The organism is Comamonas serinivorans (genome assembly GCF_002158865.1).
In the GTDB taxonomy this organism is placed as follows: Bacteria; Pseudomonadota; Gammaproteobacteria; order Burkholderiales; family Burkholderiaceae_C; genus Comamonas_E; species Comamonas_E serinivorans.
Genome location: NZ_CP021455.1, coordinates 2,130,093 through 2,155,720, shown reverse-complemented (window position 1 = coordinate 2,155,720; position 25,628 = coordinate 2,130,093). Strand labels below are relative to the sequence as shown.

The 25,628-nt window shown below is 67.6% G+C and carries 17 protein-coding genes; 2 read left to right on the top strand and 15 right to left on the bottom strand.

Annotated elements, in window-relative coordinates; translation table 11 throughout:
- Positions 1 to 76: 76 nt before the first annotated feature.
- Together CCO03_RS09225 and CCO03_RS09220 are read left to right on the top strand one after the other, a co-directional pair.
- The gene (locus CCO03_RS09225) at positions 77 to 1,642 is read left to right on the top strand and encodes an AMP-binding protein (RefSeq protein WP_087280192.1); all 1,566 of its coding nucleotides are present in this window, start codon (positions 77 to 79) and stop codon (positions 1,640 to 1,642) included.
- A gap of 180 nt (positions 1,643 to 1,822) precedes the next feature.
- Positions 1,823 to 2,968, top strand: a complete 1,146-nt coding sequence (locus tag CCO03_RS09220) for an acyl-CoA dehydrogenase family protein (RefSeq protein ID WP_087284474.1) — start codon at positions 1,823 to 1,825, stop codon at positions 2,966 to 2,968.
- 339 nt (positions 2,969 to 3,307) lie between these two features.
- Here CCO03_RS09220 and CCO03_RS09215 read toward each other — a convergent pair whose 3' ends face one another.
- The 15 genes from CCO03_RS09215 to CCO03_RS09140 form a co-directional block, all read right to left on the bottom strand.
- Positions 3,308 to 4,537 (bottom strand): TetR/AcrR family transcriptional regulator, encoded by a 1,230-nt coding sequence (locus CCO03_RS09215; RefSeq protein WP_236904097.1) that lies wholly within the window; start codon positions 4,535 to 4,537, stop codon positions 3,308 to 3,310.
- 48 nt (positions 4,538 to 4,585) lie between these two features.
- Positions 4,586 to 6,427: an ABC transporter ATP-binding protein gene (locus CCO03_RS09210; RefSeq protein ID WP_087280186.1), complete on the bottom strand. Its 1,842-nt coding sequence runs from the start codon at positions 6,425 to 6,427 to the stop codon at positions 4,586 to 4,588.
- 127 nt (positions 6,428 to 6,554) lie between these two features.
- On the bottom strand, positions 6,555 to 8,249 hold the full coding sequence (locus CCO03_RS09205; protein WP_087280183.1) for an ABC transporter substrate-binding protein: 1,695 nt from the start codon (positions 8,247 to 8,249) through the stop codon (positions 6,555 to 6,557).
- 53 nt (positions 8,250 to 8,302) lie between these two features.
- Entirely contained in the window at positions 8,303 to 9,994 is a 1,692-nt protein-coding gene (locus CCO03_RS09200; RefSeq protein WP_087280180.1) for an ABC transporter substrate-binding protein, read from the bottom strand.
- Positions 9,995 to 10,065: 71 nt separating this feature from the next.
- On the bottom strand, positions 10,066 to 11,760 hold the full coding sequence (locus CCO03_RS09195; protein WP_087280177.1) for an ABC transporter substrate-binding protein: 1,695 nt from the start codon (positions 11,758 to 11,760) through the stop codon (positions 10,066 to 10,068).
- Positions 11,761 to 11,869: 109 nt separating this feature from the next.
- Positions 11,870 to 12,784, bottom strand: a complete 915-nt coding sequence (locus tag CCO03_RS09190) for an ABC transporter permease (RefSeq protein ID WP_087280172.1) — start codon at positions 12,782 to 12,784, stop codon at positions 11,870 to 11,872.
- A 75-nt stretch (positions 12,785 to 12,859) separates the two neighbouring features.
- Positions 12,860 to 13,813, bottom strand: coding sequence for an ABC transporter permease (locus CCO03_RS09185; RefSeq protein ID WP_087280170.1), 954 nt, complete (start codon positions 13,811 to 13,813; stop codon positions 12,860 to 12,862).
- A gap of 1,113 nt (positions 13,814 to 14,926) precedes the next feature.
- On the bottom strand, positions 14,927 to 15,952 hold the full coding sequence (locus CCO03_RS09175) for a DMT family transporter (RefSeq protein WP_087280167.1): 1,026 nt from the start codon (positions 15,950 to 15,952) through the stop codon (positions 14,927 to 14,929).
- Positions 15,953 to 16,226: 274 nt separating this feature from the next.
- Complete coding sequence (locus CCO03_RS09170) at positions 16,227 to 16,910, bottom strand: nitroreductase (protein ID WP_087280164.1); 684 nt, start codon at positions 16,908 to 16,910, stop codon at positions 16,227 to 16,229.
- Positions 16,911 to 17,316: 406 nt separating this feature from the next.
- Positions 17,317 to 18,399 carry an alkene reductase gene (locus tag CCO03_RS09165; RefSeq protein ID WP_087280161.1) on the bottom strand — a complete coding sequence of 361 codons (1,083 nt, stop codon included), beginning with the start codon at positions 18,397 to 18,399 and terminating at the stop codon, positions 17,317 to 17,319.
- A 266-nt stretch (positions 18,400 to 18,665) separates the two neighbouring features.
- Positions 18,666 to 19,919, bottom strand: a complete 1,254-nt coding sequence (locus tag CCO03_RS09160) for a molybdopterin molybdotransferase MoeA (protein ID WP_087280158.1) — start codon at positions 19,917 to 19,919, stop codon at positions 18,666 to 18,668.
- Positions 19,916 to 20,551: an alpha/beta fold hydrolase gene (locus CCO03_RS09155; RefSeq protein ID WP_087280155.1), complete on the bottom strand. Its 636-nt coding sequence runs from the start codon at positions 20,549 to 20,551 to the stop codon at positions 19,916 to 19,918. Before CCO03_RS09155 ends, CCO03_RS09160 begins: the two co-directional genes overlap by 4 nt.
- A gap of 87 nt (positions 20,552 to 20,638) precedes the next feature.
- On the bottom strand, positions 20,639 to 22,066 hold the full coding sequence (thrC, locus tag CCO03_RS09150) for a threonine synthase (protein ID WP_087280152.1): 1,428 nt from the start codon (positions 22,064 to 22,066) through the stop codon (positions 20,639 to 20,641).
- Between the two features lie 551 nt (positions 22,067 to 22,617).
- Positions 22,618 to 23,955 carry a homoserine dehydrogenase gene (locus CCO03_RS09145; protein WP_087280149.1) on the bottom strand — a complete coding sequence of 446 codons (1,338 nt, stop codon included), beginning with the start codon at positions 23,953 to 23,955 and terminating at the stop codon, positions 22,618 to 22,620.
- Positions 23,956 to 24,083: 128 nt separating this feature from the next.
- Positions 24,084 to 25,385 (bottom strand): pyridoxal phosphate-dependent aminotransferase, encoded by a 1,302-nt coding sequence (locus CCO03_RS09140; RefSeq protein ID WP_087280146.1) that lies wholly within the window; start codon positions 25,383 to 25,385, stop codon positions 24,084 to 24,086.
- Between the last annotated feature and the right edge of the window lie 243 nt (positions 25,386 to 25,628).

Sequence of the window (25,628 nt, the reverse complement as noted above, 5' to 3'; positions counted from 1 at the left end):
CGCAGCCGTCTTGCCACCCACAGCCAGGACTGTCCGTGCGGACGGCCTGCACAAGAACCTGACACGGAGACATGCCATGAGCGACTTCCACACCTGGGCCCAGAAGCAGCCCGAGAAAGCGGTGCTGATCCAGGCCGAGAGCGGCGCCAGCCTGACGGCGCGTGAACTCGACGCCGACGCCCAGCGGATGGCGCGCTGGTTCCTGGCCAAAGGGCTGGCCGACGGCGCCAGCGTGGCGCTGGTCGTCGAAAACCGCAACGAGCTGATCGCCCTGGCGCTGGGCGCCGAGCTGGCCGGCCTGTATTTCACGCCCATCAGCACGCACCTGACGGCGGCCGAGGTGGCCTACATCGTGCAGGACTGCAGCGCCCAGCTGGTGATCGCCACGGCCAAGACCGCCCCCATGCTGAGCGAGGTGCCCGCCGGCCTGCCCCGCTACAGCCTGGACGGCCGCCTGCCCGATGCGCCCGAGCTGGTGGACTTGCCCGCCGAGCTGGCCACGGTGGACGTGGGCACCGCGCTGCCGCCACGCTCGCGCGGCCGCGACCTGCTGTATTCCTCGGGCACCACGGGCCGGCCCAAGGGCGTGAAGCGCCCACTGGTGCCGTTCGAGAAAAAGCATGAGCTCGAACCCGCCGCCCTGAACGCCCAGCAGACCTACGGGCTGGACGAGCACACCGTCTACCTCTCGCCCGCCCCGCTTTACCACGCGGCCCCGCTGCGCTTTTGCCTGCGCGTGCTGGGCTTTGGCGGCACCGTGGTCATCATGCCGCGCTTCGACCCCGAGACCGCGCTGGCCCTGATCGAGCGCCACCGCGTGACCCACAGCCAGTGGGTGCCCACCATGTTCACGCGCATGCTGGCCCTGCCCGAGGCCACGCGGGCCCGCTACCGCACCGACTCGCTCCGGGTCGCCATCCACGCGGCAGCGCCCTGCCCCGTCCCGCTCAAGCAGGCCATGCTGGCCTGGTGGGGCGACATCCTCATCGAGTACTACGGCGGCTCGGAAGGCGTCGGCATCACCACCATCACCGCGCCCGAATGGCACGAGCGCCCGGGCTCCGTGGGCCGTGCCACGCTGGGGGTCATCCACATCGTCGGCGACGACGGGCAGGAGCTGCCCCCGGGCGAGATCGGCCGCATCTACTTCTCGGGCGGCCCCACCTTCTCGTACCTGAACGACGAGGCCAAGACGCGCGAGGCCTACAACGACCGCGGCTGGGCCACCTATGGCGACATCGGCCATGTGGACGAGGCCGGCTACCTGTTCCTGAGCGACCGCCGGGCCGACCTCATCCTGGCCGGCGGCGTCAACATCTACCCGCAGGAGATCGAGAACGCCCTCTCCACCCACCCGGCCGTGGCCGATGTGGCCGTGGTCGGCGTGCCCGATGCCGACTTCGGCGAGGTGCCGCTGGCCATCGTCACCCTGCGCCCCGGCCAGGCGGCCGACGAAGCCCAGGCGCAGGCCCTGCTGGCGCACGCCGCGGACAAGCTGGCGCGTCTGAAGTGGCCGCACCGCGTGGTCTTCGAGACCGAGCTGCCGCGGCTGGAGACCGGCAAGCTGCTGCGCCGCGTGCTCAAGGAACGCTACCGCGAGCAGGCCAACGCCGGTTTCCTGGTGCGCAAGTCCAAGGCCTGATGGCGCAAGGCTTGCGCAAAGCCTGGTTCCCCGGCCTTGCCCGCCAGGCCAGGCCCGCAAGCCAACCTTCATTCTTCACAATGGGCAGTATGACCTTGTTGTCGTTTTTCAATGAACGACCATGACCTGATACTACCCTTGACCCAATCCATTTTCATCCATCACCCGGAGCAGTTGTCCATGTCCACCCCCCTCACCACCCGCACCGTTTACCGCGAAGACCACGAAGCCTTCCGCGAGCAGGTCCGCCGCTTCTGGGACAAAGAAGTCGTGCCCTTCCACGCCCAGTGGGACCAGGACGGCATCGTGCCCAAAGAGGTGTGGCGCAAGGCCGGCCGCGAAGGCCTGCTGAACACCATGCTGCCCGAGCCCTACGGCCAGGGCGGCGACTTCGGCCACGCCGCCGTGCTGCTCGAAGAGCTGGCCCGCACCAACACGCTGGGCCTGGGTTTTCCGCTGCACTCCGACATCGTGGCGCCCTACATCAACGCCTACGGCAACACGGCCCAAAAAGACCGCTGGCTGCCCAAGATGGCCGCCGGCGAGCTGATCGGCGCCATCGCCATGACGGAGCCCGGCGCGGGCTCCGACCTCAAGTCCATCCGCACCACGGCCGTGCGCGACGGTGACGAGTACGTCATCAACGGCGCCAAGACCTTCATCACCAACGGCATCAACTCCGAGCTCGTGATCGTCTGCGTCAAGACCGCTCCCGACATGGGCGCCAAGGGCGTGTCGCTGATCGTCGTCGAAGAAGGCACGCCCGGCTTCAGCAAGGGCCGCAAGCTCGACAAGATCGGCCTGTGGGCACAGGACACGTCCGAGCTGTTCTTCGACAACGTGCGCGTCCCGGTGGACAACCTGCTCGGCGAAGAGAACATGGGCTTCAAGTACCTGATGCAGGAGCTGGCCCAGGAGCGCCTGGTGATCGCCGTGCGCGCCGCCAGCTCGATCGAGGCCTTCCTCGACCGCACCATCGAGTACACGCGTGACCGCAAGGCCTTCGGCCAGCCGGTGTTCGAGTTCCAGAACACGCGCTTCAAGCTGGCCGAAGCCAAGGCCCAGGCCACCATGCTGCGCGTCTACGTGGACGACTGCATCGCCAAGCACATGAAGCGCGAGCTGTCGGTGCCGGCCGCAGCAGCCGCCAAACTCAACGCCACCGCGCTGCAGAACAAGCTGCTCGACGAATTCCTGCAGCTGCACGGCGGCTACGGCTTCATGACCGAGTACGTCGTGGGCCGCGCCTGGGCCGACGCGCGCGTGGGCCGCATCTACGGCGGCAGCGACGAAATCATGAAGGAAATCATCGCGCGCACGCTGTAAGGCAACCGGCGCCCCTCAAGGGGCTCCCTGAACAGGCCATGCCGCATTGCGGTGTGGCCTTTTTGCATGGGCCAGCGGTGTTCATCGGCCTGCGGATGCGTCAGGCCTTGCACTGAGGCATGACGCACCGCCGAGGACGGCCGGGACGGATGGCGTTGCGGCAGCGCCAAGTGCCGCCATCAGCGGTGACAGAGTATGAGGCCATGGTCGATGATTTTCAATCGGCCATCGACCCATACTCATGAAAGCCTTCAGGTCGTTGTCGACACGCGTCCCGAATGGATGGCAACGACCGGCGCCACGAACCGGCCAACGGCGCCGTTCACCCCGGGCGACGCATCAGTCCACCGGCGGACACAGCAGCCCGTCGAACATGGGGCGCACGAACAACTCCACCGCGGCTTCGGGCTTGGCCGTCCAGTGCCGCAGCACGGCGCCGCCCGTGATGCCGGCCGTGAGCACCTGCGCCGCCATGGCGCCATCCAGGGGCCGCACCGAGCCATCGCGCAGGCCCTCGACCAGCAAGGCCGTGATGCGCGAGCTCAGCTTGCGCAGGGCGCGGCTCGCCTGCAGCCGATGCGCGCGGCTGGGCAAGGCCGAGAACGCCGAGGAATACAGCAGCGGCCCTTGCGGCGACACCTGGACCTGGGTGATGGCCAACGCGGCCGAGTACGCGCGGTCCAGGCCCGGCCCAGGGGCCTGCTGCGCCAGGCTCAGGGCCTGACGCATGAAGTCGAAGGTGCGCTCGAAACAGGCCGCGATCAGGTCCTGCTTGTGGTCGTGGTGGTGGTAGAACGCGCCCTTGCTGCGGTTCAGGTGGGCGGCGATGTTGTCGACCGAAGCGCCCCGGTAGCCATGCTCGTTGAGCAGCCAGGTGGCGGTGCGCAGAAAGGCTTCGCTGGTGGCGTCGGCGTGGGGCTGCGGCTCCCAGCCGGTGATGAGCGGCACGGCCTGGCTGGCGCGGCCAGTTGCCCCCAAGCCGTGGATGAGCAGGTCGGCGATGCCGTCGGCCACGCGCAGGTACTCGTCGACCTCGTAGGCCTCCAGCAGCCACGGTCCCATCCAGTTGACGACCGACAGCAGCACGTGCGCGCGCGCGTTGAGGGCGTCGCGCACCAGCGGCAGATGCGACGCCCGCAGCACGTCGCGCACGTGGCGGAACAGGTCTGCATAGGCGTCGAACACCTGCTTGGCCTGCGGCCCCGGCAAGGCGCGCGTGTCGCTGAAGTACATCAAGGGCGGGTGGTCGCCGCGCGCGATGGCAGCCAGCAGCGCGACATGGCCCTGCAGGTAGGCCCGCAGCCGATCGGCCGGCTGGGCGTGGCCCAGGGCAGCCACCACCACCTGGTCGTAAGCAGCAGCCGAGCGCAGCAGGCAGGCCTGCGCCAGGTCTTCCTTCTTGCGGTAGTAGTAGGTGAGGCTGTTGGTGGCCAGGCCCACGCCCTCGGCAATGCTGGCCAGGGTGGCCGACTTCAGGCCTTGCTCGTTGAACAGCAAGGCGGCCTGAGACAGCACGACTTCGCGCTTTTGCTGGTAGCGCTGCGTGGGCGCCTCTGATTTGGGTGACATCACGAGGCCTTCCGATGGCGGGCTGCGGGGGTCAAAAGGCCGCTATTGTCAGCTGACGGCGCGGTTGGCCTCCCAGCTCTCGTCCCAGACCATGACCTGGTGGTCGGCGCTGACCTCGCGGTACACCCGCTCCGGTGGCTGGTAATCGGGCGGGCGGATGGGGCTGCGGATCTCGTCGTTGCTGACGGGGCGGTGCTGCAACCGGCGCGCAGGATCGGCGATGGGCACGGCCGCCAGCAGCCGCTTGGTGTAGGGATGCTGCGGGTTGCCGAACACCTGCTCGCGGCGGCCGATCTCGACGATCTCGCCCAGGTACATCACGGCCACGCGGTGGCTGATGCGCTCGACCACGGCCATGTCGTGCGAGATGAAGAGGTAGGCCAACTTCATCTGCGCCTGCAGGTCCAGCATGAGGTTGATGACCTGGGCCTTGACCGAGACATCGAGCGCCGAGACCGATTCGTCGGCCACGATGAGCTGCGGCTTGAGCGCGAGCGCCCGCGCGATGCAGATGCGCTGACGCTGGCCGCCCGAGAACTCGTGCGGGTAGCGCACCGCCATGTCGGCCGCCAGGCCCACCCGCTGCAGCAGTTCGGCCACCTGCGCGCGGGCCTCGTCGGGGGTCGCCAGGCGGTGGATCAGCAGCGGCTCGGCGATGGCGTCGCCCACCGTCATGCGCGGGTTCAGGCTGGCGAACGGGTCCTGAAAAATCATCTGCATGTGACGGCGCTGGTCGCGCAGTGCTGCGGCAGGCAGGGTCAGCACGTTCTGGCCACCGAGCTTGACGCTGCCGGCCAGGGGTTCATCGAGCCGCAAGATGGAGCGGCCGGTGCTGGTCTTGCCGCAGCCCGACTCGCCGACCAGCGACAGCGTTTCGCCCGGCTGCAGGCTGAACGAGACGTTCTCGACCGCATGCACCCGGCCCGTGGTGCGCCCGAACACGCCGCCGCGGATGTCGAAGCGCGTGGTGAGGTTGCTGACCTCGAGCAGCGGCGCGGCATCGGCCGCCACGGTGTCGGCCACCTCGACCGGCTCGTCGCTCAGGCCGGTGTCGCGGTCGACCACGGGAAAGCGCATGGGCCGGCCGCGCCCGTTCATGGCGCCCAGGCGCGGCACGGCGGCGAGCAGCGACCGCGTGTACGGGTGTTCGGCACGGGCGAACAGCTGTTCGGTGGTGCCGGCCTCGACCGCCCTGCCCTGGTACATGACCACCGTGCGGTGGGCGATCTCGGCCACCACGCCCATGTCGTGCGTGATGAAGAGCACGGCCATGCCCTCTTCTTCCTGCAGGGTCTTGATGAGCTCGAGGATTTGCGCCTGGATGGTCACGTCCAGCGCCGTGGTGGGTTCGTCGGCAATCAGCAGCTTGGGCCGGCAGGCCAGCGCCATGGCGATCATCACGCGCTGGCGCATGCCGCCCGAGAGGCGGTGCGGGTGCTCATCGAAGCGCGAGGCCGCCGCCGGGATGCGCACCTTTTCGAGCAGGCGGACGGTCTCCGCCTTGGCGGCCGCACGGTCCATGCCGCGGTGCAGGCGCAGGGCTTCGGCAATCTGAAAGCCGATGGTCAGCGCCGGGTTCAGGCTGGTCATGGGCTCCTGGAAGATCATGGCCATGCGGTTGCCGCGCACCTGGCGCATCTCGCGCTCGCTGAGCGCCAGCAGGTTGCGTCCTTCCAGCAGCACCTCGCCGGCCTCGATGCGGCCGGGGGGTTGCGGGATCAGCCGCATGATGGACATGGCCGTGACGCTCTTGCCCGAGCCCGATTCGCCGACGATGGCCAGGGTCTGGCCGGCCTCCACGCTGAACGAGACGTTGTCCACGGCGGTGAAAAGCCCGCGCTCGGTCTGGAAGCGGGTGGTGAGTCCATTGACTTGCAGCAAGGGGGTCATGGGTCGTCCAACTGGTTTGATCGAGGTATATGGCGATTTCCGTTTTCAATGCATCGGCAACAGCGTCATACCCCATCGTGTTGATGGTGGTTCATGGCGGGGGCCGGTCCAGCCCCCGCCGCGGGCATCAGAAGCCCATCTTCTTCTTCATGGCCTGGTCCACCCAGATGCGCGCATGGATGGGACCCGGGCGTTCGGCGCCGGCCCGCAGCTCGCCACCGTAGTTCTTCACCCAGGGCCACCAGGCGGTGTAGACGTAGGCCGTGGGCAACCAGATGTGGGGCGCCTTGTCGAGGATCTCGCGTGTCAGCTCGCGCATGATCTGCTGGCGCTTGGCCTCGTCGGACGTCTCCAGGGCGGCATCGAGCTTGGCTTCGAAGGCCTTGTCGGCGTACTGCGAGGGGTTCCAGGCCTGGCCGATGCCAAAGGTCTTGCGCAGCGTGACCATGGGGTTGGTGTGCCCCGTGCTCATGAAGTAGCCCGGTGCGTTCTTCTTGGTGGTCATGGTCGAGAGGAAGGCCGGGTACTCCAGCACTTCGATCTGCATGGTCACGCCCACCTTGGCCAGCTGCGAGGCCACCATGGACAGCATTTCGTTGCTGGTGCTGGCCGAGCTGGTCTGCACCTTGAAGCTGAAGCCGTTCGGGTGCCCGGCTTCAGCCAGCAGCTTCTTGGCCTGCTCGGGGTTGTAGGCGAACAGCTCCTTGATCGAGGCCGGCATGGCCGACAGCGGCTCGTAGTAGCCGGCGTAGTCGGTGTGCATGGGGTAGCCCAGCATCTCCGCGTTGCCGCCGAAGAAGGTCTTGATGATCTGCTCGCGGTCGACCGCCATGTTCAGCGCACGGCGCACGCGCACGTCGTCGAAAGGCTTGGTGTCGACACGCAGGGCCACGAAAGTGCCCAGCGTGGACATCCAGCGATTCCACTTCAGCTGGGGCGCACTCTTTTTCAGCTCTTCGACCGCGCTCCAGGGCACGGCCTCCATGAGGTCGAGCTTGCCCGTGCGCAGGGCCGTCAAGGCCGTCGATTCGTCCTTGATGAAGCGGTAGTTGATGGTGTCGACGAAGGGCAGCTTGTAGGCCTTGCCGCCGATGGTCTCGCTGTCCCAGTAGTCCTTGTTCTTCTTGTACGTGAGGGTGTTGCCCTGCACGTAGTTGGTCAGCATGAACGGGCCGGTGCCATTGGCGTTGCGCCAGTTGTTCGCGCCCGCGTCGGCCACCTCTTTGGGCACGATGGCGTTGTAGTAGCCGTAGCCGAAGCGGTAGTCCCAGTCCGCCACGTACTTTTTGAAGGTGAAGACCACCGTGTGCTTGTCGGTGGCCTCGACCTTGTCGATGTGTTCATACACCGTGGCCAGGCGCTTGGGACTGGTGTTGTAGCGGTTGTAGCTGAAGACCACGTCCTCGGCCGTCATCTCGCGCGCGGCCATCACGCCCTTCTTCTCGGGGAACATCACGCCCTTGCGCAGCTTGACCTCGAGGCGGCGCGGGTTGTCCAGCAGCTGCCAGCTCTCGGCGAGCTCGCCCCGCATGGCATCGGGCGGGATGTAGGCGTCGTTGATGAAGGGCTGCTTGCCGCCGCGCGAGCGGCTCTTGCGCAGGTCGGCGGCAAACAGCGTTTCGTTGACCAGCCCCATGTCGTGGTTGTACTTCCAGTTCCAGTCGGCCGCATCGAAGGACAACGGCGCGACGGTGCGGAACACGGTGGCGATGCTCAGCGAGCCGCCGGGTTGCGGCGTCTCCTGGGCCTGCGCGCCGCCGGCCGCCAGCGCAGCGGCGCAGGCCACGAGGCTGAGGCGGTTCAAGAACTTGGAATGGGTCATGGGGGTTGTCTCCTTGTGTGTTGCGGATGCGGATGCCGGTGTGTGTGGCCGGGCTAGAAGCCCATCTTTTTCTTCATCGCCTGGTCCACCCAGATGCGGGCATGGATGGGGCCGGGCCGGTCGCCACCAGCGCGCAGCTCGCCGCCGTAGTTCTTCACCCAGGGCCACCAGGCGGTGTAGAAGTACGGGCTGGGCAACCAGATGTGCGGGGACTTTTCCAGCACCTCGCGCGTCATCTCGCGCAGCAGCTGCTGGCGCTTGGCCTCTTCGGGCTCATGCAGCATGGTGGCCAGCTTGGCGTCCAGGGCCTTGTCCGTGTATTGCGACGGGTTCCAGGTCTGCCCCGTGCCAAAGGTCTTGCGCACGGAGGTCGTCGGGTTGGTCAGGCCCACGCTCATGAAGTAGCCGGGGGCGTTCTTCTTGGTGGTCATGGCCGACAGGTAGGCCGGGTACTCCAGCACCTCGATCTCCAGCTTCACGCCCACCTTGGCCAGTTGCGAGGCCACCATGGACAGCATCTCGTTGGCGGTGTGGATGGAGGTGGTCTGCACCTTGAAGCTGAAGCCGTTCGGGTAGCCCGCCTCGGCCAGCAGCTTCTTGGCCTGCTCGGGGTTGTAGCTGAACACCTCTTTGATCGAGGCCGGCATGGCCGACAGTGGCTCGTAGTACCCCGTGTAATCGGGGTGCATGGGGTAGCCCAGGAGTTCGGCGTTGCCGCCGTAGTAGGTCTTGATGATCTGGTCGCGGTCGACCGCCATGTTCAGCGCGCGCCGCACGCGCACGTCGTCGAAGGGCTTGGTGTCCACGCGCAGCGCGATGAAGGTGCCCAGGGTCGACAGCCAGCGGTTCCACTTGAGCTGGGGCGCATTCTTCTTCAGCTCATCCACGGCGCTCCAGGGCACGGCCTCCATGATGTCGAGCTTGCCCGTGCGCAAGGCCGTCAGCGCCGTCGATTCGTCCTTGATGAAGCGGTAGTTGATGGTCTCGGCGAAGGGCAGCTTGTAGGTCTTGCCAGCAATGGTTTCGCTGTCCCAGTAGTCCTTGTTCTTCTTGAACGTGAGCGAGTTGCCCTGGACGTAGTTGCTCAGCATGTAGGGGCCGGTGCCGTTGGCGTTGCGCCAGTTGCTGGCCCCGGCCTCCACCACCTCCTTGGCCATGATGGCGTTGTAGTAGCCCCAGCCGAAGCGATAGTCCCATTCGGTGAAGTACTTGTTGAAGGTGAAGACCACCGTGTGCTTGTCGGTCGCCTCCACCTTGTCGATGTAGTCGTAGTAGCCGGCCTGCTTTTTGGGGCTGGTGTTGTAGCGGTCGTAGCTGTAGACCACGTCGGCGGCCGTCATCTCGCGCGCGGCCATCACGCCTTTCTTCTCGGGGAACATCACGCCCTTGCGCAGCTTGACCTCCACGCGCAGGGGGTTCTCCAGCATCTGCCAGCTCTCGGCCAGCTCGCCGCGGATGGCGTTGGACGGCAGGTAGCCGTCCGAGATGAAGGGCTGCTTGCCGCCGCGCGACCGCGCCTTGCTCAGGTCGGCGGCAAACAGGGCCTCGTTGACCAGGCCCATGTCCTGGTTGAACTTCCAATTCCAGTCGGCCGGGTCGAACGACAGCGGCGTCACGGTGCGGTAGACGGTGGCGATGCTCAGCGAACCGCCGGGCTGCGGCTCCTGGGCCAGGGCGCTACCAGCGGCCAGTGCCGCAGCGCCAGCCCACAGGCCAAGTCGGGTCCAGGTCGGGATGCGGATCATGAAATGGTCTCCTGTGTGGGGTACGTGAACAGCCGGCCCGGCCGGCTGTGCGTCAGAGGCTGCTCAGTCGCTCAAAAGCCCAGCTTTTTCTTCATGGCCTGGTCGACCCAGATGCGGGCGTGGATGGGGCCGGGCCGCTCGGCGCCGGCACGCAGCTCGCCGCTGTAGTTCTTCACCCAGGGCCACCAGGCGGTGTAGACGTACGGCGTAGGCAACCAGATGTGCGGCGCTTTTTCGAGGATCTCGCGCGTCATGGCGCGCAGCAGCTCCTGGCGCTTGGCTTCATCGGGTTCGGTCTGTGCGGCTTCCAGCTTGGCGTCGAAGGCTTTGTCCGAGTACTGCGACGGGTTCCAGATCTGCCCGCTGCCGAACGCCTTGCGCAGGCTGGTCGTGGGGTTGGTGTGCCCCTGGTTCATGAAATAGGCCGGCGCATGGGTCTTGGTGGTCATGGCCGAGAGATAGGCCGGGTACTCCAGCACCTGGATCTCCAGCTTCACGCCCACCTTAGCCAGCTGCGAGGCCACGATGGACAAGACCTCGTTGTTGGTGTTGACCGAGCTGGTCTGCACCTTGACGCTGAAGCCGTTCGGGTAGCCGGCCTCGGCCAGCAGCTTCTTGGCCTTGTCGGGGTTGTAGGTGAACAGCTCCTTCACGGCCTCGGGCATGGTCGCCAGCTTCTCGTAGTACGGCCCGAAATCCGGTGTCATGGGATAGCCCAGCACCTCGGCCTGGCCGCCGTAGAAGGTCTTGATGATCTGGTCGCGGTCGACCGCCATGTTCAGCGCGCGGCGCACGCGGAGGTCATCGAAGGGCTTGGTGTCGGTGCGCAGCGCCACGTAGTTGCCCAGCGTGGACAGCCAGCGGTTCCACTTGAGCGGCGGGGCGCTCTTCTTCAGCTCATCCACGGCACTCCAGGGCACCGCCTCCATGATGTCCAGCTTGCCGGTGCGCAAAGCCGTCAAGGCCGTGGATTCGTCCTTGATGACGCGGTAGCTGAGCGTCTCGACGAAGGGCAGCTTGTAGGACTTGCCGCCCAGCGTGATGCTGTCCCAATAGACGGGGTTTTTCTTGTAGGCCAGGGTGTTGCCCTGCACGTAGTTGGTCAGCATGAACGGGCCGGTGCCGTTGGCATTGCGCCAGTTGTTGGCGCCAGCCTCGACCACCTCCTTGGGCACGATGGACGAGTAATAGCCCCAGCCGAAGCGGTAATCCCATTCGGCCATGTATTTGTTGAAGCGGATCACCACCGTGTACTTGTCGGTGGCCTCGACCTTGTCGATGTGGTCGAAGTAATTGGCCACCTTCTTGGGGCTGTTGTTGTAGCGGTTGAAGCTGTAGACCACGTCGTCGGCCGTCAGCTCGCGCGACGCCATCACGCCCTTCTTCTCGGGAAACATCACGCCCTTGCGCAGCTTGATCACCAGCTGCTGCGGGTTGTCCTGCATCTGCCAGCTTTCGGCCAGCTCACCCCGGACGGCGGCCATGGGCAGGTAGGCGTCACTGATGAACGCGTAGGGGCCGCCCTGGGTGCGGCTCTTGCTCAGGTCCGCCACCAGCAGCGATTCGTTGACCAAGCCCAGGTCCTGGTTGAACTTCCAGTTCCAGTCGGCCGCATCGAACGACAGCGGCGCCACGGTTCGGTAGACGTTGGCGATGCTGAGGCTGCCGCCATACTGCGGCGTCTCCTGCGCAACGGCGCCTCCAGCGCCCAGCGCCGCAGCGCCAGCCAACAGCCCGATGCGGGCCAGGGTCTTGATGCAGGTCATGAAGCGGTCTCCTGTGTTGTGTCGGCCAACTGGCCGAGATCGCGCGAAACCCATGCCGGCACCGCCGGCAGCCAAGTAACTGGAAACCCGTGATGCGAAGCGATGCGGCTCAACGCGTGCCACGCATGCGCGGATCGAGCAGGTCGCGCATCGCATCGCCGAACACGTTGGTGGCGTAGACCACCGCCGTCAGGCACAGGCCAGGCGCCAGCGCCAGCCAAGGCCCTTCGAACATGAAGGAGCGGCCGCTGCCCGACAGCATCGAGCCCCAGGTGGGTGCCGGTGGCGGCACGCCCAGCCCCAGGAAGGACAGCCCGGATTCGGCCAGGATGGCGAACCCCACGCGCGTGGTGAACAGCACGATGATCGGGGCCATGACGTTGGGCAGGATGTGGCTCCACAGCACGCGCGGCGTGGAAGCCCCAAGCGACTGCGCGGCGTGCACGTAGGTGTTCTCGCGCACCGAGACCACGGCCGATCGCACCACGCGCGAGCCGCCGATGCCCAGCAGCACGCCCAGCGTGGCGATGATCTGCGGCATGCCGGGGCCGAGCACGGCCACCACCACGATCAGCACGACGAGGTCGGGAAAGCTCATCCAGGCGTCGACGAAGCGCTGGATGAACATGTCCACGCGACCGCCGAAGTAGCCGCTGACGATGCCCAGCACCGTGGAGATCACCGTGGCCAGCAGCGCCGCCAAACAGCCGATGATGACCGACAGCTGCGCGCCGTAGATGCAGCGCGCCAGCACGTCGCGGCCCAGGTTGTCGGTGCCGAACCAATGCGTCCAGCTGGGCCCCTGCAGGCGATCACCCTGCAGGATTTCGTTGTACCCGTAGGGCGCGATCCAGCCGGCGAACACGCCGCAGAACACGAACAGCAGCAGGATCACGCCACCCGCCAGCCCCAGCGGTTTTTCGCGCACCAGCCGGCGCAGGAACACCCGCACAGCGCCCATGCGGCGCGGAGCAGCGGGGGCGGCAGACACCGCGGTCGGCAACGACGAGGTCCCAGCAGTCATGCCAGCCTCCCGGCCATCGGATCAACCAGGCCCGGGCGGCGCGCGCCGGGTGAGGACACGTGGGAAAGGCTCATCTCAACGGCTCCGCACTTTGGGGTCGAGCAGGCCATAGCTCAGGTCGACCACGAGGTTGATGAACAGGACCGCCACCCCCACGAGCAGGAACACGCCGGTGACGATGGGGTAGTCGCGCTGGCTGACCGCATCCAGCAGCAGCATGCCCATGCCCGGGATCACGAAGATCTGCTCGATGATGATGGCGCCGCCCACCAGCAGCGGTGCCTGCAGGCCAATGAGCGTGATGACCGGAATCAGCGCATTGCGCAGCGCATGGCGCAGCACGATGGTGCGTTCGCCCAGGCCCTTGGCCTGCGCCGTGCGGATGTAGTCCTGCCGCAGCACCTCCAGCATCATGGTGCGCGTCATGCGCATGGTGATGGCCGACAGCGAGGTGCCCAACACGATGCTGGGCACCAGCATCTGCTTGAGGTTCTGCCAGGGATCGTCGGAGAAGGCCACGTAGTCCATCGGCGGCGACCACCCCCACCAGATCGAGGGAAACACCACCACCATGGTGCCGAGCCAGAAGCTGGGCACGGCCAGCAGCAGGATGGAAATCGAGCGGGAGATGTAGTCGCCCGCCGTGTCCTGGCGGATGGCCGAATAGATGCCGATGGGCAGCGCCATGGTGAGCGACACCACAAGGGCAATCAGCCCCAGCTCGAAGGTCACGGGCAGGCGCTCGGCGATCAGGTCGACCACGGGCACGCTCTGCCACAGCGATTCGCCCAGGTCGCCCTGCAGCAGACCCTTGAGCCACACCAGGTACTGCTGCCACATGGGCTTGTCCAGGCCCAGCGCCACCACGATCTGCTCGCGGCTCTTGGTGTCGGCCGCGATGTCGTTGTTGCTCAGCATGAGGTCGATCACATCGCCGGGAATGAGCCGGATCGACACGAACACGATCAGGCTGGCGATGAGCAGCGTGGGCAGCAGCGACAGCACGCGCCGCACGAAATACGCATGCATGGTCTTACCGCCCGCTCACGTCAAGCCCGCGAACCGCCGGTCGACGACACAAGGCGGGGGGCGGGCAGGCAAGGCAGTCGGTGGCGGGCATGGCGGTCTCCTGGTTGGCAACGCAGAACAAGTCCCTCGGTCTTCTTGTCGTCGCGCTTTTCACATCGCGTTGATGCAGTCAGTCTAAGGAGCTCGTCCACTTTGGAAACTCGGGTATGCACCAGTCCAAGGGCATCTTTACTCTGGAAAATCGCCTCATTCACCCGGTTTGGAAACCCGGGTCTGTCGCCATCGGGACGATTTCAAGCGGTGATCGCTTGCAGGCGTTCGGCGAGTTCCTGTCGCACATGCCGGGCGCGGTGGCTCACGGCGATGGACAGTGCAGGCCCGCAGCCGCCAGCGACAGGAACCGTTGCGACGCGGGTATGCGCCCTCGGGCAGACCAGCCGCACCGCCTGTGCGCGCCTTCTGCGGCCTCGCAAAGGGCCCGCAGCAGCCCCTGGGCCTGCGAACTGGGCGCCTCGGCCAGAGGTGCGAGGTGCGAGGTGCGAGGTGCGAGGTGCGAGGTGCGAGGTGCGAGGTGCGAGGTGCGAGGTGCGAGGTGCGAGGTGCGAGGCGCGAGGTGCGAGGCGCGAGGCGCGCACAGTACGCACAGCGCGCTCAGTCCGGGGCCTGCCAAGCCCGTCCAAAGTCGCGAGGAACAATCCGGCTGGACCGGCCCCCTGCGCCAGCAACGGTGTTGGTGTTGGAAAACGCGTTCGGCTCGGCAGTGCCACCGCGCGCGGTGCTGATTTGTTCGAAATCGTGCCGATGGACGACTACCCCGAAGACGACGAGCAGACCATGGCTCACGGCGACGCGAACGCCAGCGCTGCCACCTGCCGCCCGTACGCCTGCCCAGCACGGTTGAATCCTGGCGGTGGTTGGCTTGGGTGACGGCTCACCCGCCCCTCGGTTGCAAGCCTTCCGCATTCCGGCCGCAGACCGCCTTCGCCGTGGACAGGATGGGCGCAGCAGCCCCGACGAGGGCGATGTTGCCACGCACCCTGCTCATCAGCTTCAGAGTATCAGGTCGCTTCTGTTGTTCCAAAAACGGCAAACCACCCATACTGCCATGGCCCTTCAGGCACGCGCGCGCCAGGCGGCGGCCACCCCACAGGCCAGGATGATGGCCATGCCCAGCACGGCATGCAGCGAAGGCCAGTAGCCGAACCACACCAGGCCCAGCAGCGCGGCAAACAGCAGCTGCGCATAGGCAAACGGCGCCAGCACCGAGGCGTTCATGCGCTGGTAAGCCGTCACCACCAGCCACTGGGCCCCGCACCAGGCGCAGGCCATGCCCAGCAGCGGCAGCCAATCGGCCTGCGCCGGCCAGCGCAGGCTGGGCCAGGCCACCACGCTGGTCGCCAGCAGGCCGACCAGGGCCGAGTACGCCATGGTGGTCCGCACGCTGTCGGTCTCGGCCACCTTGCGCGTGAACATCACCGCGACGGCCCAGCACAGCGCCGACGCCAGGGCCAGCAGCCCCGCGGGCTGAAAGGCCGCCGTGCCCGGCTGCATGACCACCAGCACGCCGCCCAGGCCGGCCAGCACGATGAACCAGCGCCAGCCATCCACGCGCTCCTTGAGCAGCAGCGCCGACAGCGCCGTGGTGAAGGTGGGCGAGGCAAAGGCGATGGCCGTCGCCTCGGCCAGGGGCATGACGCCCAGCGCGGCCACGAACAACAGCGCGGCGCCCAGCATGCCCATGCAGCGGCCCACCTGGAACAGCTTGCGCGGCGAGTGCAGCAAGGCGCGGTTGCGGGCCAGCAGCGGCACGATGGTGAGCGCCAGCAGCACGTAGCGGAACCAGACCAGCTCGGGCACCGCCACGCGCGGCGCCAGGTGCTTGGCCAGTGCGTCCGAGATGGCAAAGCACGCCATGCCGGCCAGCAGCAGGCCGATGGCGGTGCGCACATGGCCTCTGGGCTGAGGCTGCAACGCCTGCGCCACGGGTGGTGAGGCGGGTTGAGGCGGCGCCTCGGGCAAGGCCGGGGTCGGCGCCACCCGGGCCACCCGGGGCGCGGCATCGAGGCACGCTTGGGTCGGTGCCTGCAACGGCTGCTTGAAACGCTCCACGGTCATGCCCTCCTCCAGTTCGCCTGTCACGGCCTGCTGGCCTGACCATCATTTCACCGAGGCTGGCGTTCTTGCCGCCGACCGATTCGGCATGCGGCCAACGGCGTCGTCGCCGGCTGGCGGTCAGCGCCGGGTGCGCGCGCTCAACCCAGTCCTGGCGCCGGCGTCAGGCCCTCAGGCTGACGGCTGCCATCCAAGCGGAGCCTCTTCAGCGCGCCAGGCGATGGCAACACAGCCCATCGTGCAGGACGGCCTCGACACCGTCGCGCCTGGGCCCGCCTCCTGGCCCAGACCGTGCGGCCGATCAGCCGTGGAACTGGACGAAGCCGTCGAGCGCTGCGCGGCCTGTGCGCAGCGCGTTCACCGGATGATCGGGGTTGCGGTAGCCGATGGACATGCCGGTGAACAGCATGCGGTTGTCCGGCGTGCCCAGGAAACCGCGGATCGTGGTCGGATAGACCGCCCAGCACTCCTGGGCGCAGCTGTCCAGCCCTTCCTCGCGCAACAGCAGCATCACGCTTTGCAGGAACATGCCCAGGTCGCTCCACTGGGGTGGCCCCATGCCGCGATCGACGGTGCAGAACAGGGCCGTGGGCGCGCCAAAGAACTGGTAATTTCGGGCAAACCACTGCAGCCGGGCCGCCTTGTCTTCGCGCGGGATGCCCAGGCGGGCGTACATGTCTTCCCCGACCTTGAAGCGGTAGTCGCGGTAAGGCGCTGCCAGCTCCTTGGGGTAGATGTCGTACTCGCGCGCCTCGCTGTGCGCGCCCGACGCCACGTCGGCCAGGGTCTGCTGCATCAGCGCCTTGAGCTGATCCAGCTTCTCGCCCGACACGATGTCGATGTGCCAGGGCTGCAGGTTGCCCCCCGAGGGAGCCCGCGAGGCCGTGCTCAGCACACGGCGCAGCACGTCTTCGGGCACGGGGGTGGGCAGAAAGTCGCGGATCGACGCGCGCGAGTTCATCGCTTCGGAAACGGAAACGGTCATGGCTGGGGCGGAACAGGTTGGGGGTGCGCCGCAGCACACCCGATACAGGGATGACGACAGTCGCCGCACACTCTAGCCGGCGCGTGTGCGCGGCGCTGCCACCTGCGTGTCTCGCACGCTTGGACCGCCTTCAGCCCTCGCTGCTCAAAAGGAGTATGGGCGAATTTCCGTTTTTCTAACATCGGAAACAACCGTATACCCCTGAACTCCTCTCAGTGGATTTACCCAGATTCGCCCACGGCCCGCATGGGCTCCCGGGGTCGCCTGAAGAGATGCCGGTCACTGCGCAAGGCCCGACGTGTCCTGCCCAAGGGCAGCGCGTGCGCCACTCACGGGCCAAGCACCTCCCCCGCGCCTCACGCCTGACCGGCGCAGCGGCGCGGCGTGCGAGGCGCCATCGGCCGCGTCAGGCGCTTGTCGCGTCCAGCACCGGGTAGTCGTTGTAGCCCGTGCCGTCGGCCGAATACACGGTGCGGTCGTTGAGCACGTTGAGCGCCGCGCCGCGCGCGAAGCGCGTCACCAGGTCGGGGTTGGCCATGTAGTCGCGGCCATAGGCCACGGCGTCGGCCCAGCCCCGCTCCAGCACCCGCTCACCGGTCTCGCGCGTGAAGCCTTCGTTGGCGATGTAGGTGCCGCGGTAGACCGGGCGCACGTGTTGGCCCATGGGCAGCACGGCAGCGGCGCCCTCGCCCACCAGCGCCTCGCGGGCGAACAGGAAGCCGATCTGGCGCGCCTGCAGCTGCTGCGCCACGTGGGTGAACAGGGCCTTGGGGTTGCTGTCGTGCATGTCGTGGCTGCTGCTCATCAGGTTCAGGTGCACGCCGATGCGCTCGCTCGGCCAGACCTGGGCCATGGCGTCCAGCACCTCCATCAGCAGCCGGGCGCGGTTCTCGACCGGGCCGCCGTACTGGTCGGTGCGCTGGTTGCTGCCGTCGTGCATGAACTGGTCGAACAGGTAGCCGTTGGCGGCGTGCACCTCGACGAAATCGAAACCGGCCGCCTTGGCGTTGGCCGCGGCGCGGGCAAAGTCCCGCACCACCTCGGCGATTTCGGCCGTCTCCAGCGGACGCGGCACGCTGTAGGGCCGCTTGGGGCGCAGCACCTTGACGTCGCCGGCCGGGGCAATCGCGCTGGGCGCGACGGGCAAGGCGCCCTCCAGCAGCTCGGGGTCGGAGATGCGGCCCACGTGCCACAGCTGGATGCAAATGCGGCCACCCTGGGCGTGCACGGCGTCGACCACGCGCTTCCAGCCGATCACCTGCTCTTCGGTCCAGATGCCCGGGGTGTTGGGATAGCCCACGCCCATGGGGCTGACGCTGGTAGCTTCGGTGAGGATCAGGCCGGCATCGGCGCGCTGCGCATAGTGGGTGGCCTGCAGCTCGCCCGGCGCGCGGCCCTGGAAGCAGCGCATGCGGGTGAGCGGCGCCATGACGATGCGGTTGGGCAGGCGAACGGGGCCAAGCTGCAAGGGGTCGAGCAAAGGGGACATGCGAGGGGCCAATCGGTGGAACAAGCCCCCATGGTCGCAAAAACAGGCCCGCCCCGCCGCCATCTGGGCGACCGTGCAGTCCCGCCGCCAAGCGCCCTCGGCCTGGCCAAGTCCGGCCGAGCGGCCCGGCAACCGTGGCGCGAGGCCGCGGCCTGGCCACCGCTGCAGCGCCTGCTCGGCCCCACACTGCAACCACGCGCACCACGCTGCTGCGCAGGATGACTCCTGCTGCAGGACGCGACGAAGCCCGCCAGCGAGGCGCCGCCTCAGCCCAGATCGCTCAGCGCGATGTAGCGCACGGCATCGCCCGGCGCCACGGTCTGGCCCGCGGGCAGGTCGACCAGGCCATCGGCCCAGGCCAGCGAGGTGAGCACGCCCGAGCCCTGGTGCGCAAACAGGTCCAGCCCACCCTGCGGGTTGCGGCGCACGCGCAGGAATTCGCGCCGCTTGCCGGCCTTGGGCACGGCAAAGTCGGCCCGCAGCGGCTGCGCCGGCCAAGCCAGCGCCTCGCCCGTCACGCCCTGCAGGGCCAGCACGAACGGGCGCACCAGCAGCAGGCTGCACACGCTGCTCGACACCGGGTTGCCCGGCAGGCCGATGAACCAGGCCTGCCCGGCCCGGGCACCGCGCCGCAGCCGGCCGAACGCAAACGGCTTGCCGGGCTTCATGGCGATCTGCCACAGTGCCAGCTCGCCCAGCGCCTGCACCGCGGCTTTCATGTGGTCTTCCTCGCCCACCGACATGCCGCCGCTGGCCAGCACCAGGTCGTGGTCGCGGGCCGCCTCGGCCAGCAAGGCCTGCGTCTGCGCCAGGTCGTCGGGCGCCACGCCCAGGTCGCTCACCGCACAGCCCAGGGCCCGCAGCAGCGCCAGCAGCACCGGGCGGTTGCTGTTGAAGATCTGGCCCGCGGGCAAGGCCTGCGGCGCCACGGCGCCTGGCGCCACCAGCTCGTTGCCCGAACACAGCACGGCCACGCGCGGGCGCGCGACGACCTGCAGGGCCGGCACGCCGACCGAGGCCGCCAGGCCCAGGTCGAATGCGCTCAGGCGGCGGCCGACCGGCAACACGGTGGCGCCGGTGGCGATGTCCTCGCCCTGGCGCCGGATCCACTCGCCGGGCCGCGGCAGGCTGAGCAGGCGCACGGTGCCGTCGGCCTGGGGCTCGGCCAGCTCCTGCATCTGCACGGCATCGGCGCCGGGCGGCAGCGTGGCCCCGGTGAAGATGCGCGCCAGCGTGCCGGGCTGCAGGGGCTGGGGCACCTCGCCCGCGGCCACGCGCTGCGACACCGGCAGCGCAGGCAACGGGCTGCCGGCCGAGGGCAACGCCCAATCAGCCAGTCGCACGGCATAGCCATCCATGGCCGAGTTGTCGGCCGGCGGCACGTCCAGCGCCGACACCACCGCCTGCGCCAGCACCCGGCCCGCCGCGGCCTCGCAGGGCACCACCTCGGTGCGGGTCAGCGGCTGGGCCTGGGCCAGCAGGTGGGCCAGGGCAACGTCCAGTTCGGTCCAGGGGGTCATGGCAGTTCGTGGGGGGAAAAGCTGAGGTGCTCGTCGATCAGCCGCGCCACATCGGTGGCGTGGGTCAGGACCAGGTCGTGGCCGGCGCCCGGCAGCACGACCAGCCGCGCCTGCGCCAGGCCGGCCTGCAGGCGCTCGCCGACGGCGACCGGGCTGATGGGATCGCTGTCGCCCCAGATCAGCAGACAGGCTTGCCGCAGCTCGGGCAGCTGCGCACTCACATCCAGGCGCAGGTCGGTGAACCAGCGTGGCACCCGGGGCCGCTCGGCCAGGAAGGCGGCGCGCCAATCCTGCGCACCCACGCCGCTCAGGTCCACGCCGCCCGAGGTGACGGCCAGCACCAGGTGCGTGACCTGGGCCCGCGCCGCAGGCGCGCGCTGCAACACGGCGCTCAAGGCCACGGCGCCGCCCATGGACTGGGCGATCAGCGCGCAGGGCTGGTCGATCTCCGCCTGCACCAGGCGCACCAGGTCGTCAAAGCCCTGCACATCGTCCCGCGCCGGCACGTCGGCAAAGCCCGGCCAGCCCAGGCTGCAGCGCCGGGCCGGGTGCTGCAGGGCGGCCGCCACGGTGTCCCAGTAATCGGACCGGCCGGCGGCGCCCGGCAGGAAGATGAGCTTGCTGGGCCTCATGGTGCTGCGGTCAGGGCAAGCATTGAATCAACGGATATGCAGCAGTTGCCGTTTTCATACCAACGGCAAATGCCGCATACCCCGCCATCAGCGGCATTCAGCCTCGATCAGCTGCTTGACCGCTTCGGCATCCGCCGGCAGCACGACCACGCGCTTGGGCAGGTCTTCGATGCCGTTGAACTGCGCCGGGCGATCGGGTTCGTGGCCCAGCGCCTCGGTGATGGTGGCGGCAAATTTGATCGGCAGCGCCGTCTCGAGCACGATCATGGGCACGCCGGGCTTGGCCTGCTCGCGCGCCACCTTCACGCCGTCGGCCGTGTGCGTGTCGATGGTCACGCCGAACTGGCCGTGCACGGCGCGGATGGTGTCGAGCCGGTTGGCGTGTGTGCTCTTGCCGCTCACAAAACCGTAGCGTGCGGCGGCATCGGCAAAGCGGGCGTCGCCGCTCAGGTCAAACCGCCCGGTGCGGCCCAGCTGCTCGCCGAACAGGCCGCGCAGCTCATCGCCGTTGCGGCCCAGCAGGTCGAACACGAAGCGCTCGAAGTTGCTGGCCTTGGAGATGTCCATCGACGGGCTGGACGTCTCCCAGGTGTTGGCCGAATCACGCACCTGGTAGACGCCGGTGCGGAAGAACTCGTCGAGCACGTCGTTCTCGTTCGTCGCCACCACCAGCTGTTCGATGGGCAGGCCCATCTGCCGCGCCACGTGGCCGGCACAGACGTTGCCGAAGTTGCCGCTGGGCACGGTGAAGCTGACGCGCTCGGTGTTCTCGCGCGTGGCCTGAAAGTAGCCGGCGAAGTAATACACCACCTGGGCCAGCAGACGCGCCCAGTTGATGGAGTTGACGGTGCCGATCTTGTACCGGGCCTTGAAGGCGTGGTCGTTGCTGACGGCCTTGACGATGTCCTGGCAATCGTCGAACACGCCTTCGACGGCGATGTTGTGGATGTTGGGGTCCTGCAGGCTGAACATCTGCGCCTGCTGGAACGGGCTCATGCGGCCGTGCGGGCTCAGCATGAACACGCGGATGCCGCGCTTGCCGCGCATAGCGTATTCGGCCGCGCTGCCCGTGTCGCCACTGGTCGCGCCCAGGATGTTGAGCTCGGCCTGGCGGCGGCCCAGCTCGTACTCGAACAGGTTGCCCAGCAGCTGCATGGCCATGTCCTTGAAGGCCAGCGTGGGGCCGTTGGACAGGGCTTCGAGGTAGAGGCCGGGCTCGAGCGCCTTCAGCGGCACGATGGCGTCGGTGCCGAACACCTCGCGCGTGTAGGTCTTGCGGCAGATGGCCAGCAGGTCGTCGGACGGGATGTCGTCGATGTACTCGCTGAGCAAGGCGTGGGCCAGCGCGGCGTAGCCCTCGCGGGCGTGCAGCTCGCGCAGCTGGGTCAGCCTGGCGTCGTCAAACCGCGGGTAGTGCTCGGGCAGGTACAGGCCACCATCGGGCGCCAGGCCTTCGAGCAGGATGTCGCAGAAGTGTTTGCGCTCGGCGTGGCCGCGCGTGGAGAGGTAAAGCATGGGGTCACCAAGGAAGGAGCGGCGCCATGGCGCCGGCTGACGCACGCGCATGACGCAAGGGGCATGCAGCGGTAAACGCGTGATTTTCGCGCAGTTTGTACCGGCTTCGCCGGGCTGTGGGCACGAAGGCCAGTCGGGTGACCGGCCACGTGACCGGTACAGGACAGGCGGTCGGGGCCGCTGACGGGACCAGCCCGGTGACGAATCGATCGCCGCGGTGGCCAGACAGGCCGCAAAGACCGGCGACGGGACCTGAGCGTGGTCCACGAGGTCAGCGGATGCGCCGTCACCCGCAGAGACTGGGCAGTTCAACCGCGTTGCAAGGGATGCATCGGAGCCCACACGCCCTGCCCTGCGTGCGCCCGCACGGGCCAGGCCAGCGCCTCATCAGGCACCTGCCCCCGGACGGGTGCCGGCACGCAGGCGCCTGACACGGCGCTCGCATCGGAGGAAGACTGCGCCCCATGATGCGGGCACAATCTGCTGATCAGCAGGAGTACACCCGAATTCCCGTTCATCTTTCAACGAGAAGCGGCGCATACCCCATTCAATCAGTTCAACTCTTCCTTGCGGATGCGCGTGATGGGGGCCAACACCGTGGGCAGGCCCTGGATTTCGGCCAGCGCCTTGTCCATGTCGCCCTCGCGCGTGTCGTGCGTCAGGATGATGAGGTCGGTCTGCAGCGAGCCCTCGCCGCCGACTTCGTCGGCCTCGCGCTGCAGCACGGCGTCGATGCTGATGCCGGCGCCGGCCAACAGGCCGGTGATCTTGGCCAGCACGCCGGCTTCGTCGGCCACGCGGATGCGCAGGTAGTAGCTGGTGACGATGTCGCTCATGGGCAGCACCGGCAGCTCCTGGCCGGCATCGCGCAGGGTGCTGGTCTGGAAGGCCAGCGGCGGCACGCGGTGCTGCGGATCGGCGTCATGCAGGCGCGCGATGTCGACCAAGTCGGCGATCACGGCGCTGGCCGTGGGCTCGGCCCCCGCGCCCTTGCCGTAGTACAGCGTCGCGCCCACGGCATCGGCCTGCACGACGACGGCGTTCATCGCGCCTTCGACGTTGGCGATCAGGCGCTTGGCCGGCACCAGCGAGGGGTGCACGCGCAGCTCCACGCCTTTGTCGGCGCGCTTGGTGATGCCCAGCAGCTTGATGCGGTAGCCCAGTTGCTCGGCGTAGGTGATGTCGACCGACGACAGCTTGGTGATGCCCTCGACGTAGGCCTTGTCGAACTGCACCGGGATGCCGAAGGCGATGGCGCTCATCAGCGTGACCTTGTGCGCGGCGTCCACGCCTTCGATGTCGAAGGTGGGATCGGCTTCCGCATAGCCCAGGCGCTGGGCTTCCTTCAGGACGACGTCAAAGTCCAGGCCCTTGTCGCGCATCTCGGACAGGATGAAGTTGGTCGTGCCGTTGATGATGCCGGCCACCCACTGGATCTGGTTGGCGGTCAGGCCTTCGCGCAACGCCTTGATGATGGGGATGCCGCCGGCCACGGCCGCCTCGAAGGCCACGATCACGCCCTTGTCGGCCGCGGCCTTGAAGATCTCGGTGCCGTGCACGGCCAACAAGGCTTTGTTGGCCGTCACCACGTGCTTGCCGGCGGCGATGGCCTCCAGCACCAGCGTCTTGGCGATGCCGTAGCCGCCGATCAGCTCGACCACCACGTCGATCTCGGGGTTGGCGATGACCTCGCGGGCGTCGGGCACGATGCGCGCACCAGTGTCGCCCACGAGCTGCTTGGCCTTGTCGACGTCCAGGTCGGCCACCATGGCCACTTCAATGGACCGGCCGGCACGACGACGAATTTCTTCGGCGTTGCGGTGGAGAACGGTGAAGGTGCCCCCGCCCACGGTGCCCAGGCCCAGCAGTCCAACTTTCAGTGGTTTCATGTCAGCAAGTCTCAAACAAGGTGTCGGCGGCACGCGGCCGCCGATCGATGGGAAAAGAAAATCAAAGGAGTATGGGCCGGTTGCCGTTTCATCCTGAACGGCAACATCGGCATACCCCCAAGCACGCTTCAGGCGCGTCGGGGCAGCTCGGCCACCTTGGCGCTGGCCGTGGCCTTGGCCTCAGGCGCCACAGGCTGGCCGGCGCGCGCGGCCGCCTTCTCGCGGTACTTCGCCAGGAAGTCGGCCAGGCGGCGAATGGCTTCGCGCAGCATGTCCTCGTGCGGCAGGAAGACGATGCGGAAATGGTGGTTGCCGGGGTAGTTGAAGCCCGAGCCCTGCACCAGCATCACCCGCGTGGCCTTGAGCACGTCAAGGAAGAACTGGCGGTCGTCGTCGATCGGGTAGATCTGCGGGTCGAGCTTGGGGAACATGTAGAGCGCAGCCTGCGGTTTGACGCAGGTGACGCCCGGGATCTGCGAGATGAGCTCGTAGGCAAGGTCGCGCTGGCGGCGCAGGCGACCGCCTTCGCACACCAGGTCGTTGATGCTCTGGTAGCCGCCCAGGGCCGTCTGGATGGCCCATTGCCCCGGCACGTTGGCGCACAGGCGCATGTTGGCGAGCATGTTCAGGCCTTCGATGTAGTCGGCCGCGGCCTCCTTGTCACCGGTCACGACCATCCAGCCGGCGCGGTAGCCGCACGAGCGGTACGACTTGGAGAGCGAGTTGAAGGTCAGCGTGAGCACGTCGCTGGACAGGCTGGCCAGCGCCGTGTGCTTCACGTCGTCGAACAGCACCTTGTCGTAGACCTCGTCGGCCAGGATGACCAGGTTGTGCTCGCGGGCGATGGCGACGATGCCCTTGAGCAGCTCGTCCGAATACAGCGCGCCCGTGGGGTTGTTGGGGTTGATGACGACGATGCCGCGCGTGTGGGGCGTGACCTTGCTGCGGATGTCGTCCAGGCTGGGCATCCAGCCGTTGTCTTCGTCGCAGTTGTAGTGCACGGGCGTGCCGCCGGACAGGCTGGTCGCCGCCGTCCACAACGGGTAGTCAGGCGCCGGCAGCAGCAGCTCGTCGCCCTCGTTGAGCAGCGCCTGCGTGGCCATGACGATCAGGTCGCTGGCGCCGTTGCCCAGGTAGACGTCGTCGAGCTGGACGCCCTTGATGCCCTGCTGCTGCGTGTAGTGCACCACGGCCTTGCGGGCCGCGAAGATGCCTTTGCTGTCCGAATACCCGGCCGAGTTCGGCAGGTTGCGGATCATGTCCTGCTGGATTTCCTCGGGCGCATCAAAGCCAAAGGGCGCCAGGTTGCCGATGTTGAGCTTGATGATCTGCTGGCCGTCCTCTTCCATCTGACGCGCCGCGTCCATGATGGGACCCCGAATGTCATACAACACATGGGCGAGTTTGGTCGACTTCTTGATCTGTTTCACAGGGCCCTCCGGCGGGCAGCAAGGTTGAAACGAGGAATTTTGCCATGGCGCCGCCCCACCACCCGCCCATGGGCGTGCAATGCACAGCCTCAACGCGCGCCGCGCGGCCGCCTGGAGGTGGCCAGCGTGCAGATCAAGCGGTGCAAACGGGCGGACCTGCGCCCCGTTCAGACGTCCCAGGCCTGGGCTCGAGCCCGGGCGCATCCACCGGAAACCGCAAGCGCAACGCGCCCACCTGCGGCC

Excerpts from the sequence above, each read along its gene's own strand:
- CCO03_RS09160 (WP_087280158.1), bottom strand. The coding sequence starts at position 19,919 with ATGACCCCCTGGACCGAACTGGACGTTGCCCTGGCCCACCTGCTGGCC.
- CCO03_RS09205 (WP_087280183.1), bottom strand. The coding sequence starts at position 8,249 with ATGACCCATTCCAAGTTCTTGAACCGCCTCAGCCTCGTGGCCTGCGCC.
- CCO03_RS09170 (WP_087280164.1), bottom strand. The coding sequence starts at position 16,910 with ATGACCGTTTCCGTTTCCGAAGCGATGAACTCGCGCGCGTCGATCCGC.
- CCO03_RS09165 (WP_087280161.1), bottom strand. The coding sequence starts at position 18,399 with ATGTCCCCTTTGCTCGACCCCTTGCAGCTTGGCCCCGTTCGCCTGCCC.
- CCO03_RS09185 (WP_087280170.1), bottom strand. The coding sequence starts at position 13,813 with ATGCATGCGTATTTCGTGCGGCGCGTGCTGTCGCTGCTGCCCACGCTG.
- CCO03_RS09145 (WP_087280149.1), bottom strand. The coding sequence starts at position 23,955 with ATGAAACCACTGAAAGTTGGACTGCTGGGCCTGGGCACCGTGGGCGGG.
- CCO03_RS09190 (WP_087280172.1), bottom strand. The coding sequence starts at position 12,784 with ATGACTGCTGGGACCTCGTCGTTGCCGACCGCGGTGTCTGCCGCCCCC.
- CCO03_RS09195 (WP_087280177.1), bottom strand. The coding sequence starts at position 11,760 with ATGACCTGCATCAAGACCCTGGCCCGCATCGGGCTGTTGGCTGGCGCT.
- CCO03_RS09200 (WP_087280180.1), bottom strand. The coding sequence starts at position 9,994 with ATGATCCGCATCCCGACCTGGACCCGACTTGGCCTGTGGGCTGGCGCT.
- CCO03_RS09225 (WP_087280192.1), top strand. The coding sequence starts at position 77 with ATGAGCGACTTCCACACCTGGGCCCAGAAGCAGCCCGAGAAAGCGGTG.
- CCO03_RS09215 (WP_236904097.1), bottom strand. The coding sequence starts at position 4,537 with ATGTCACCCAAATCAGAGGCGCCCACGCAGCGCTACCAGCAAAAGCGC.
- CCO03_RS09220 (WP_087284474.1), top strand. The coding sequence starts at position 1,823 with ATGTCCACCCCCCTCACCACCCGCACCGTTTACCGCGAAGACCACGAA.
- CCO03_RS09210 (WP_087280186.1), bottom strand. The coding sequence starts at position 6,427 with ATGACCCCCTTGCTGCAAGTCAATGGACTCACCACCCGCTTCCAGACC.
- CCO03_RS09155 (WP_087280155.1), bottom strand. The coding sequence starts at position 20,551 with ATGAGGCCCAGCAAGCTCATCTTCCTGCCGGGCGCCGCCGGCCGGTCC.
- thrC (WP_087280152.1), bottom strand. The coding sequence starts at position 22,066 with ATGCTTTACCTCTCCACGCGCGGCCACGCCGAGCGCAAACACTTCTGC.